11 protein-coding genes and 2 pseudogenes are annotated in these 9880 nt (G+C 74.5%); 7 read left to right on the forward strand and 6 right to left on the reverse strand.

The window, feature by feature from the left end:
• The first annotated feature begins 2 nt into the window (after positions 1-2).
• Positions 3-734 carry an HAD family hydrolase gene (locus tag J1M39_RS03710; protein WP_206496468.1) on the forward strand — a complete coding sequence of 244 codons (732 nt, stop codon included), beginning with the start codon at positions 3-5 and terminating at the stop codon, positions 732-734.
• A gap of 29 nt (positions 735-763) precedes the next feature.
• Here the strand turns inward: J1M39_RS03710 and J1M39_RS03715 are convergent, their stop codons facing one another.
• Together J1M39_RS03715 and tmk are read right to left on the reverse strand one after the other, a co-directional pair.
• A complete protein-coding gene (locus J1M39_RS03715) occupies positions 764-1954 on the reverse strand; it encodes a DNA polymerase III subunit delta' (protein ID WP_063189346.1) in 1191 nt (396 codons plus the stop codon).
• On the reverse strand, positions 1951-2610 hold the full coding sequence (gene tmk, locus J1M39_RS03720) for a dTMP kinase (protein ID WP_036316043.1): 660 nt from the start codon (positions 2608-2610) through the stop codon (positions 1951-1953). The genes J1M39_RS03715 and tmk overlap by 4 nt, the downstream gene beginning before the upstream one ends.
• A gap of 81 nt (positions 2611-2691) precedes the next feature.
• On the opposite strand from tmk, the gene J1M39_RS03725 reads away from it, so the two are divergent.
• Entirely contained in the window at positions 2692-2988 is a 297-nt protein-coding gene (locus J1M39_RS03725) for a DUF2516 family protein (RefSeq protein WP_063189348.1), read from the forward strand.
• A gap of 25 nt (positions 2989-3013) precedes the next feature.
• Here J1M39_RS03725 and J1M39_RS03730 read toward each other — a convergent pair whose 3' ends face one another.
• Complete coding sequence (locus J1M39_RS03730) at positions 3014-3856, reverse strand: hypothetical protein (protein WP_060974309.1); 843 nt, start codon at positions 3854-3856, stop codon at positions 3014-3016.
• Positions 3857-3905: 49 nt separating this feature from the next.
• Here J1M39_RS03730 and J1M39_RS03735 point away from each other — a divergent pair, with 49 nt between their 5' ends.
• Complete coding sequence (locus tag J1M39_RS03735; RefSeq protein ID WP_070708830.1) at positions 3906-4664, forward strand: phosphoglyceromutase; 759 nt, start codon at positions 3906-3908, stop codon at positions 4662-4664.
• Positions 4665-4761: 97 nt separating this feature from the next.
• Here J1M39_RS03735 and phoU read toward each other — a convergent pair whose 3' ends face one another.
• Positions 4762-5430: a phosphate signaling complex protein PhoU gene (gene phoU, locus J1M39_RS03740; protein WP_041104719.1), complete on the reverse strand. Its 669-nt coding sequence runs from the start codon at positions 5428-5430 to the stop codon at positions 4762-4764.
• 163 nt (positions 5431-5593) lie between these two features.
• Here phoU and J1M39_RS03745 point away from each other — a divergent pair, with 163 nt between their 5' ends.
• Positions 5594-6823: a sensor histidine kinase gene (locus J1M39_RS03745; RefSeq protein WP_036384686.1), complete on the forward strand. Its 1230-nt coding sequence runs from the start codon at positions 5594-5596 to the stop codon at positions 6821-6823.
• Complete coding sequence (locus J1M39_RS03750; protein ID WP_002858071.1) at positions 6820-7500, forward strand: response regulator transcription factor; 681 nt, start codon at positions 6820-6822, stop codon at positions 7498-7500. Before J1M39_RS03745 ends, J1M39_RS03750 begins: the two co-directional genes overlap by 4 nt.
• 91 nt (positions 7501-7591) lie before the next feature.
• On the opposite strand, the gene J1M39_RS03755 is transcribed toward J1M39_RS03750, so the two are convergent.
• Positions 7592-8143 carry a hypothetical protein gene (locus J1M39_RS03755; RefSeq protein ID WP_036384688.1) on the reverse strand — a complete coding sequence of 184 codons (552 nt, stop codon included), beginning with the start codon at positions 8141-8143 and terminating at the stop codon, positions 7592-7594.
• Positions 8144-8344: 201 nt separating this feature from the next.
• Between J1M39_RS03755 and J1M39_RS03760 the strand changes: the two are divergent.
• A pseudogene (locus tag J1M39_RS03760) lies at positions 8345-8818 on the forward strand (CarD family transcriptional regulator); the annotation flags it as partial.
• Here the strand turns inward: J1M39_RS03760 and J1M39_RS03765 are convergent.
• Positions 8816-8941: pseudogene (locus J1M39_RS03765) on the reverse strand (hypothetical protein); the annotation flags it as partial. The pseudogenes J1M39_RS03760 and J1M39_RS03765 overlap by 3 nt on opposite strands.
• Before the next feature lie 155 nt (positions 8942-9096).
• Here J1M39_RS03765 and J1M39_RS03770 point away from each other — a divergent pair.
• On the forward strand, positions 9097-9880 hold a 784-nt coding region (locus J1M39_RS03770), incomplete at its 3' end, for an IspD/TarI family cytidylyltransferase (protein ID WP_206496469.1).

Raw genomic sequence — 9880 nt, forward strand, 5'->3', positions numbered from 1 at the left:
AGATATGTATAAGAGACAGTCGCACCCCGGCACCCCCCGCCGCGGCCTCGTCAGCCGCGCCCCTCCGCCTGGCCGTGGTGGACATGTCCGGCACGTCCATCGTGGAGCACGGGCTCCAGGACACGGCGTTCGCCCGCACGTTGGACCAGCACGGCGTCCCGGCGGGCACGCCGGATCACGACGACGCCGCTCGGCGGTTCCGCGCGCTCCGGCCCACCTCGCACACGGCCGTGTTCCCCCGCGTGTTCGCCGACCGGGCGGTGGCCGCGGCGGCGACCCGCACGTTCGAGGCGGCCTTCGACGCGCTGCTGGCCGAGCACGGCGTCCAGGCCGTCCCGGGCGCGGAGGAGGCGCTCGTCCGCCTGCGCGCCCTCGGCCTCCACGTGTGCCTCTGCACCGGCTACGCCCGCCACACCCAGAACATGATCCTCGAGTCGCTGGGGTGGATGGGCCTGGCGGATCTGAGCCTCTCCCCGGACGACGCCGGCCGCGGCGTCCCCTACCCGGACATGATCCTCACCGCCCTGCTCGGTCTCGACCTCGACGACGTCCGCAGCGTCCTGGTGGTCGGGGACACCGCGGAGGACATGACGGCCGGGCGCCGCGCGGGGGCCGGACTCGTGGTCGGCGTGCGCACGGGTCGCGACGCGGACGACGTCCTGCTGGCGGCGGGCGCGGACCGGGTGGTGCCGGGCCTGGCCGACGTGCCGGACCTGGTGGTCCGCACCCGCTGAGCCGGCGCCGGTCCACCCGGCGCGGCCGCTCAGCGACGTCGCGGGGTGCGCACCCGGCGGGGCAGCAGGGCCAGCATCATGGCTTCGAGGGCCAGCTGCTCCGGCACGTTGGCGGCGATGCGCTCGCGGGCCGTGGTGACGGCGTCGATCCGGGCGAGCACCTCGGCCGAGTCGCCGGCGGCGCCGCGGGCGTACGCCTCGATCTCGTCCCGACGGTGCTCGTTGATGAGCTCGCCGTCGGCCCCCAGCTGCACGCGCAGCACGTCCCGGAACAGGCCCATGACGTCGATCATGGCCCGGTCCAGCGAGTCCCGGACGGCGCGGCGCCGCCGGCGGGTCTGGTCCTCCTCGAGCCGTTTGACGTGGTGGCGGAGCTTGGGCGGGACGGGCTCGCCGGGCTCGAGGCCCAGGGAGCGGCGCAGTGCCTCGAGCTCCTCGGCGTCCCGGGCTTCGGCGGCGGACTCGGCCTCGGCCTTGGACACCTCGGCCAACGTGGCGGCCAGGGCCATCGCGTCGGAGACGGCGGTGGCCTGGAGCGGCAGGGAGAGGATGCGCTCGCGGCGTTCGAGGGCCTCCGGGTCCCGCGCGAGGCGGCGGGCCATGCCCACGTGCGACTGGGAGATCCGGGCGGTGGTGAGCGCCGTCTCGCGGTCCAGCCCGTCGCGGCGGTGCAGCAGCTCCGCCACCTGCTCCACGGCGGGGATGCTCAGCGTGATCAGCCGGCAGCGGGAGCGGACGGTGGGGAGCACGTCCGCGGGGGACGGGGCGCACAGCATCCAGATCGTGCGGGCCGGCGGCTCCTCGATGGCCTTGAGCAGCACGTTCGTGGCGCGCTCCGTCATGCGGTCCGCGTCCTCCATGAGGAAGATCCGCCAGCGCCCGGTGGCGGGGGTGGACTGGCCGGCCTCCACGAGGGCGCGGACGTCCTCGATCCGATAGCTCACCGCCTCGGTGGCCAGCACGGTCACGTCCGGGTGGGTGCCGCCGAGGACGGTGCGGCACGCGTGGCACTCGCCGCAGCCGCGCGCCGCCGGGTCTGCGACCTCGCACTGCAGGGCCGCGGCGAACGCACGCGCCGCCGTCGACCGGCCGGAGCCGGGCGGGCCCGTGAACATCCAGGCGTGGGTGGGACGGTCCTCGGCCGCGGCGCGGCGCAGCTGGGCCACCGCGGCCTCCTGGCCCGCGAGGTCCGCGAACACGGCGGGGGCGGGGGCCGTCATCGGTCGGCCGCCTGGGCGGTGACGCGGGCCAGCGCGCGGGCGGTGAGCTCCTGCGGCGGCAGCGCGCCGTCGAGCACGAGGTACCGCTCGGGCGCGGCCGCCGCGCGCGCGAGGAAGGCGGCGCGCAGGGCCTCGTGCCGGTCCGCCGTCTCCCGCTCCATGCGGTCGGGGGTGCCCTCGCCCTCCGCCGCGCGCCGGTCACGCCGGTCCGCGGCGGTGGCCGCGTCCACGTCGATCAGCACCGTCAGATCGGGGACGAGGCCGTCCGTGGCCCACTCGTTCAGGGCGGCGATCCGCGCCTCGCCCAGCCCGCGCGCCGCGCCCTGGTAGGCCACGGACGAGTCCACATACCGGTCCGTGACGACGACGGCGCCCCGGGCCAGCGCGGGGCGCAGCGTGCGGACGGCGTGGGCGGACCGGGCCGCGGCGAACAGCAGCGCCTCGGTGCGGGGGTCCACGGGGGCGTGCCCGGGGTCCAGCAGCAGCTCCCGCAGCGTCTCGCCCAGGTCCGAGCCGCCGGGCTCGCGCGTGAGCACCACCTCGTGGCCCGCGGCGCGCAGGGCCTCGGTCAGGGCGCGGGCCTGGGTGGACTTGCCGGATCCGTCCGGTCCCTCGACGGCGACGAACAGGCCGCGATGCTCGGTCTGGGTGCTCACGCCTCGAGCCTAGACGCCGCCCCGGACGGGGAGGGAACCCGGCCGGGCCGACCGCCTAGACTGACCGGCATGAGCGCCCCCATGCACTTCGCCCTGCTCGTCGACCACTGGCTGTTCCGCGTCCTGGCGATCGCCGCGCTCGTGCTCGAGGTCTGGGCGCTGGTGGACGTCGTCCGGCGCCGCCCCGACGACTTCGCCCGCATCGGGGGCCGGGACAGGAGCTTCTGGCTGATCCTCACCGGCGTCGCCGCCGTCGTCGGGCTCCTCGGCGTGCTCGCGGGCGGCGGGATGGGCATGTTCGGCCTCGTGGCCGCGTGCGTGGCGTGCGTCTACCTCGCCGGCCCCCGCCAGGACATGGGCCCGGCCCTGCGCCGCTGAGGGCCCCGCGCCGTCGGCGCGGCCCTCATGACGACGGCGCCACCGCCGCCCAGCGCACGCTCAGCTCCCCGCGCCGCCACTGGTGCGGGCCGCCCAGCACGGGCCAGCCAGCCGCGCGCAGCGTGCCGACCGTCGCCAGCCACCGCTGCCGCGTCCCGTAGGCCGCGAGCGGGGCGTGCGCGGCCCACGCGGCGTCGGCCTCCGCCAGGAGCCGATGGACGGGCTCCCCGGGCACGTGCCGGTGGATGAGGACCTTCGGCAGGCGCGCCGCCACGTCCGAGGGGCGGGCGAAGGACCCCAGCCTGAGGGCCACGGTCAGGCTCGCGGGCCCGTCCCGACGCAGGTCCACCCAGGCCGCCCGCCGGCCGTCCTCGGAGCAGGTGCCCTCCACGAGGACGCCGTCGTCGGCGAGCCCCGCGCACAGCAGGGACCAGATCGCGGGCACGTCCTCCTCCCGGTACTGGCGCAGCACGTTGAACGCGCGCACCACGGTGGGCGGCCGCGGCACGGGCAGCTCGAAGCCGCCGACCGCCCAGGTGACCCCCGGCAGGCCGCCGGCCCGCTCCCGCGCCCGGGCCACCCGAGCGGGGTCGATCTCGAGGCCCACCAGCTCGAGGGCCGGGTTCTGCACGCGCAGCCGCTGGGCCATCTCGACGGCGGTCACCGGCTCCGCGCCGAAGCCCAGGTCCACGGCCAGCGGGCGGGGAGTGCGCCGCAGCAGGGGGCCGTGCACGTCCGTGAGCCAGCGGTCCACCCGGCGCATCCGCTGCGCCGCCGTCGTGCCGCGGGTGATGTGGCCCTGCGGGCCCCGTGCCGGGACTGGGCCGGGCGTCGTGCGCGCGCGCAGCCGCCGGGCCTTCTCCACCATGGGCTCCAGCGTAGGGGAGCGGCGGGACGGGTCCGCCTAGGATGGTGACATGGCGAACACCACGTACACGCTGGTCATGCTGCGGCACGGTCAGAGCGAATGGAACGAGAAGAACCTGTTCACCGGCTGGGTGGACGTCCCGCTGACCGAGAAGGGGCGCGCCGAGGCCGCCCGCGGCGGTGAGCTGCTGGAGGCGGAGGGCATCCGCCCGGACGTGGTCCACACGTCCCTGCTCAAGCGCGCCATCACCACGGCCAACCTGGCCCTCGAGGCCGCGGACCGCCAGTGGATCCCGGTCAAGCGCAGCTGGCGCCTGAACGAGCGCCACTACGGCGCCCTGCAGGGCAAGGACAAGGCCCAGGTGAAGGAGGAGTTCGGCGAGGAGCAGTTCATGGTCTGGCGCCGGTCCTTCGACACCCCGCCGCCCGCCCTGGACGACGACTCCGAGTTCTCCCAGATCGGCGACGAGCGCTACGCGGACCTGGGCAAGGACGCCCCCCGCACCGAGGCCCTCAAGCAGGTCATCGACCGCCTGCTGCCCTACTGGGAGGAGCAGATCCTGCCCGACCTCAAGGCCGGCAAGACCGTGCTGATCGCCGCGCACGGCAACTCGCTGCGCGCCCTGGTCAAGCACCTGGACGGCATCTCGGACGAGGACATCGCGGGCCTGAACATCCCGACGGGCATCCCGCTGGTCTACGAGCTGGACCAGAACTTCAAGCCGATCACCGCGAACGGCCGCTACCTCGACCCGGAGGCCGCCGCGGCCGGCGCCGCCGCCGTGGCCGCCCAGGGCTCCGCGCACTGACGCAGCCGGCGGCGTCCACCCCGGCGGCCGCCGCATCCGCCCGACGACGACGGGCCGGGACCCCCGGTGGGGGCCCGGCCCGTGGCGTCGGGGACGGTCAGAAGCCGGTGGCGTCCGGACGGTGGGTCGCCCACTCGCCCGTGACGAGGTAGCGCACCTTGGCGGCCACGGACAGGCCGTGGTCCGTGAACCGCTCGAGGTAGCGCGAGGCCAGCGTGACGTCCGTGGTGGTGGCCGGCGTCGCGCTCCAGTCCGGGGCGGCGATCGCGCGGAAGACGGACAGGTGCAGCGCGTTGACGTCCTCGTTGAGGGCGTCGATCCGGTCCCCGTGCGCCAGGTCCTGGGTCTCGAGCAGCAGGACGACCTCCTCGGCCACCTCCACGGCGGCGTCGCACATCGCGGTGATCACGGTCCGGACCTGTTCCGGGATGACGTGCTCGGGGTAGCGCAGCCGGGTCAGCTGGGCCACGTGGCGGGCGAGGTCGCCCATGCGCTCGAGCGAGGAGCTCATCCGCAGCGTGGCGACGACGGTGCGCAGGTCCGTGGCCACGGGCGCCTGCAGCGCCAGGATGCGCACGGCCTGCTCGTCGAGGGACTCCTGCAGCTGGTCGATCCGCGCGTCCTCCGAGATGACCCGTTCGGCGCCGTGCACGTCGGCCGCCTCGAGGGCGGCCTGCGCGTCCATCATGGCGCGGTGCACGAGGCGGGCGATCTCGGTCAGGTCGCGGCCCAGCCGTTCGAGGTCGGCTCGGTAGAGCTCGCGCATGGTCTCCTCTCCCCGGCGACGCCCGTGCGCCGCCGACCCCGACTCCCCGGGGCAACGGTCCACCCTGGCAGGGCAAGATGAACGGCCCATGAACGCCGATCGTCCGGCGTCTGGCGGGGCCGGGGCAGCCCGTCTCCGGGCCGCCAGAGGCTAGTCTGGTGCCGTGGATCCCGTCATCATCGGCCTGCTGTGCGGAGCGGTCGGACTGTTCACCGGAGTGGCCTCCATGCTGGCCTTCCGGGCGTCCGAGCGCTCGCGGACGGTGGACCTGACGGTCGGCGAACCCACCCTGGCGCCGGGCGCCGCCGAGGTCCTCTCCGTGGTCGGCCGCGCGTACGCGGTGGTGGACGACGTCGACGGCGTGGTGCGCGCGAACCCCGCGGCCTACGCCCTGGGCCTGGTGCGGGGGCACTCGCTCGTCCAGGACCAGCTGCGGGAGCTCACGCGGACCGTGCGGGCCGACGGCGTCATCGTCGAGCGCCGCATGGAGCTGCCCCGAGGACCCCTCGGGCAGTCGAGCCTCGTCGTCGAGCTGCGCGTTGCCCCGCTGGACGAGGAGTACATCCTGATCCTCGCCGACGACCGCACGGACGTGACCCGCACCGAGGCCATGCGCCACGACTTCGTCGTCAACGTCTCGCACGAGCTCAAGACGCCGGTGGGCGCCATCTCCCTGCTCTCCGAGGCCATCGGCGACGCCGCGGAGGACGAGGAGGCGGTGCGTCGCTTCGCCGCACGCCTGGGCGTCGAGTCCCGCCGGCTCTCGGCCCTCGTGCAGGACATCATCGAGTTCTCCCGGCTGCAGGCCAAGGACGTGGTCCAGGACGGGGGGCCCGTGGACCTCAACGCCGTCGTCGCCGACGCCGTGGACCGCCTGCGCCTGACCGCCGAGGACCGCGGCATCGCGCTGCGCGTGGGCGGCCGCGTGGACGCGGTGGTGCACGGGGACCAGGACCAGCTGATGACCGCGGTGCGCAACCTGGTGGACAACGCGGTGCGCTACTCCCCGGAGGGCACCACGGTGGGCATCGGCCTGAGCTCCGTGGACGGGCTCGCGCAGGTCACCGTCACGGACCAGGGCATCGGCATCAGCCCGGAGGAGCAGGAGCGGGTCTTCGAACGCTTCTACCGCGTGGACGCGGCGCGGTCGCGTCAGACGGGCGGCACGGGCCTGGGGCTGAGCATCGTCAAGCACGTCGTCATCAACCACGGAGGGGAGGTCACCCTCTGGTCCCAGCCGGGCCGCGGGTCGACCTTCACCATCCGCCTGCCCGAGTGGGGGGACGGTGTCGCCGTCGACGGCGCGCCGGGTGCCGCCCACGTCACCGAGCGGCGCGGTCACCGGGTGACCGCCTCGGCCGCACCCCCGACCCGGAAGGAGACGAGCGCATGAGCCGCATTCTGATCGTGGAGGACGAGGAGTCGTTCAGCGACCCCCTGTCCTACCTCCTGGAGAAGGAGGGGTTCGAGGTCACCGTCGCCGCCGACGGCAACGAGGCGCTGAGCGTCTTCGAGCGCGACAGCGCGGACCTGATCCTCCTGGACCTGATGCTCCCGGGGATGTCCGGCACCGAGGTGTGTCGTCAGGTGCGCCAGCGCTCCAACGTCCCCGTGATCATGCTGACCGCGAAGGACTCGGAGATCGACAAGGTCGTCGGCCTCGAGCTCGGGGCGGACGACTACGTGACCAAGCCGTACTCCTCGCGTGAGCTGGTGGCCCGCGTCCGCGCCGTGCTGCGCCGTCAGGGGGAGCAGGAGGAGCCGATGTCGGCGACCATCAGCGCCGGCCCCGTGCGCATGGACGTCGAGCGGCACGTCGTCTCCGTGGACGGCGAGCAGGTGTCCCTGCCGCTCAAGGAGTTCGAGCTGCTGGAGATGCTGCTGCGCAACGCCGGGCGCGTGCTCACCCGCGGCCAGCTGATCGACCGCGTGTGGGGCTCCGACTACGTGGGGGACACCAAGACCCTCGACGTGCACGTGAAGCGCCTGCGCTCCAAGATCGAGCCCGATCCCTCGAGCCCCCGCTACCTCGTCACGGTGCGCGGCCTGGGCTACAAGTTCGAGGCCTGACCGGCGCGCTGCACCCGGGACGACGACGGCCCCGGCTCCACCTCGCGGTGGGGCCGGGGCCGTGGCGTGCCGGGCGCAGGCCCGGCGGAGGTCAGTGCTCCTCGCCGTAGTGGTGGGTCTCCTCGTGGAGGTGCCCGACGAGATCCTCCTCCGAGGGCTCGACTCCCTCGGGGAGCAGGTCACGGTACTGCTCCTGGGTGGCGCTCAGCAGCGGGACGGCCAGGTCGGCGGTGCCGCCGTTGCCGGAGACGGTCACGGGCAGGTTCTCGCCGACCCACACGCCCTCGCGCTCCAGGACGGTTGTGTTCGCCTCGTCTTCGAGCTTGCGGCTCTCGCCGGCGGGGACCTTCAGGGTCGCGGAGCCGCCGCCCTCGGCCTGGAAGGTGTAGGTCTGATCCTGGCCGGAGGTGTTCTCCACGGTGCCGATCAGGCGGGCGGGGCCCGACTCGCCGTCGCCGACGAGGGCGAGGTTGCGGTAGCTCAGGAAGTCCTGCTCCTGGCCGTTGATGCCGTCCGAGGGGGAGTACTGGATGGCGGTGGCGATCGGGCTCACGGCGGAGCAGCCGGTGGCGCCCAGCAGGGCGACCGCGGCCAGCGCACCTGCGGCGAGGTGGCGCCGGGCGGGCCGGGATGCGTTCTTCACAGAGGTCTCCTCAGGTGCGATGACGTGCTCAGGAGCCCCGAGGCAGGGGTCCTGCCAGGTCAGGCTACCGCATCCCGGGACGCCGGCCGGCCCGTGGCGCCGGGTCGTCCACTATCACATCCGGAGGCCGACGATGTGACGGCGCGCGCGGCATGACGAGGCCGCATGATAGAATGAGACGACTGAAAGGGGCACAACAACATGGTTTTTGAGGTCGGAGAGACCGTCGTCTACCCCCATCACGGTGCTGCGCGGATCGAGGAGATCAAGATGCGCACCATCAAGGGGGAGGAGAAGATGTACCTCAAGCTCAAGGTGGCGCAGGGAGACCTGACCATCGAGGTCCCTGCGGAGAACGTCGACCTCGTCGGCGTGCGTGACGTCGTGGATGCGGAGGGGCTCGAGCACGTCATGGAGGTCCTGCGCGCCGAGCACGTGGAGGAGCCCACCAACTGGTCCCGCCGCTACAAGGCGAACCTGGAGAAGCTCGCCAGCGGCGACGTCAACAAGGTGGCCGAGGTCGTCCGTGACCTGTGGCGCCGCGACCAGGACCGCGGCCTGTCCGCCGGCGAGAAGCGCATGCTCGCGAAGGCCCGCCAGGTGCTCGTGTCCGAGCTGGCGCTGGCCAAGAAGGTCACCGAGGAGGAGGCCGAGGGCCGCCTGGACAAGGTGCTCGAGGATCTTGTCGTCGATGTCCGTCACGTTCCGCACCGAGGTGACGCGCAGCCCGGTGGCCTCGAGCCAGCGGATGAGGATGTCGAACACGATCGCGCTGCGCACATGGCCCACGTGCGGCATTGGACAAGGTGCTCGAGGGCTGACGAGCAGCACACGACAGGGGAGGGGCCCGCGTCCACGACGCGGGCCCCTCCCCTGTCTCGTCCCCGGCCACGGCCGTCGCCGCCATGGGGGTCCCGGGCCACGGACCCTGGCGCGCTCCCTAGGATGAGGCCATGCCCACCGCCCTCGTGATCGCCGCCGCCGGCGCCGGCACCCGCCTCGGCGCCGGGCTGCCCAAGGCCCTCGCCCCCCTCGCGGACGGCCGCACCCTCCTGCACCACTGCCTGGAGTCCGTCGCCGCCGCGCGCGCCGCCGGGCTCGCCCTGGACGCCGTCGTGGTGCTCACCCCGCCGGTGGAGGCCGATGCCGGCCGCGTGGCCGCCGAGGTCGACGCCGGCCCGCGCCTGGACGTGCCCGTGCACTGCGTGCCCGGCGGCGCCGAGCGCGCGGACTCGGTCCGCGCCGGACTCGCCGCGGCCTCCCGTGCTCTGGCCGACCTCGCCCCGGCGGGGGCGCCCCGCCGCGTCCTCGTCCACGACGCGGCCCGCGCGCTGACCCCGCCGAGCGTGTTCGGGGCCGTGACGGCGGCGCTCGGGACCGGCGCGGTCGCCGCGGTCCCGGGCCTGCCGCTGACGGACACCGTCAAGCAGGTCACCCCCGGACGGGGCGGCGTCGACGTCGTCGCGGCCACGCCGGCCCGCGCCGGACTGCGCGCGATCCAGACGCCGCAGGGCTTCGACCTGGACACCCTGCTGGCGGCCCACGAGGCCGTGCGCACGGACCCCACGCTCGACGCCGCGGCGCTCACCGACGATGCGATGGTCATGGAGGCCGCGGGGCACGAGGTCGTGGTGGTGCCCGGCGACCCGGCCGCGTTCAAGGTCACCGCCCCCGCCGACCTCGACCTCGCCCGCCTCGAGCTCGCCCGCCGCGCCCCCCAGGGGGCCTCCATGCGCC

This window comes from Micrococcus sp. KRD077 (assembly GCF_017168505.1).
Classification (GTDB): Bacteria; Actinomycetota; Actinomycetes; order Actinomycetales; family Micrococcaceae; genus Micrococcus; species Micrococcus luteus.

Excerpts from the sequence above, each read along its gene's own strand:
- J1M39_RS03715 (WP_063189346.1), bottom strand. The coding sequence starts at position 1,954 with ATGACGGCCCCCGCCCCCGCCGTGTTCGCGGACCTCGCGGGCCAGGAG.
- J1M39_RS03725 (WP_063189348.1), top strand. The coding sequence starts at position 2,692 with ATGCACTTCGCCCTGCTCGTCGACCACTGGCTGTTCCGCGTCCTGGCG.
- J1M39_RS03730 (WP_060974309.1), bottom strand. The coding sequence starts at position 3,856 with ATGGTGGAGAAGGCCCGGCGGCTGCGCGCGCGCACGACGCCCGGCCCA.
- J1M39_RS03735 (WP_070708830.1), top strand. The coding sequence starts at position 3,906 with ATGGCGAACACCACGTACACGCTGGTCATGCTGCGGCACGGTCAGAGC.
- phoU (WP_041104719.1), bottom strand. The coding sequence starts at position 5,430 with ATGCGCGAGCTCTACCGAGCCGACCTCGAACGGCTGGGCCGCGACCTG.
- J1M39_RS03750 (WP_002858071.1), top strand. The coding sequence starts at position 6,820 with ATGAGCCGCATTCTGATCGTGGAGGACGAGGAGTCGTTCAGCGACCCC.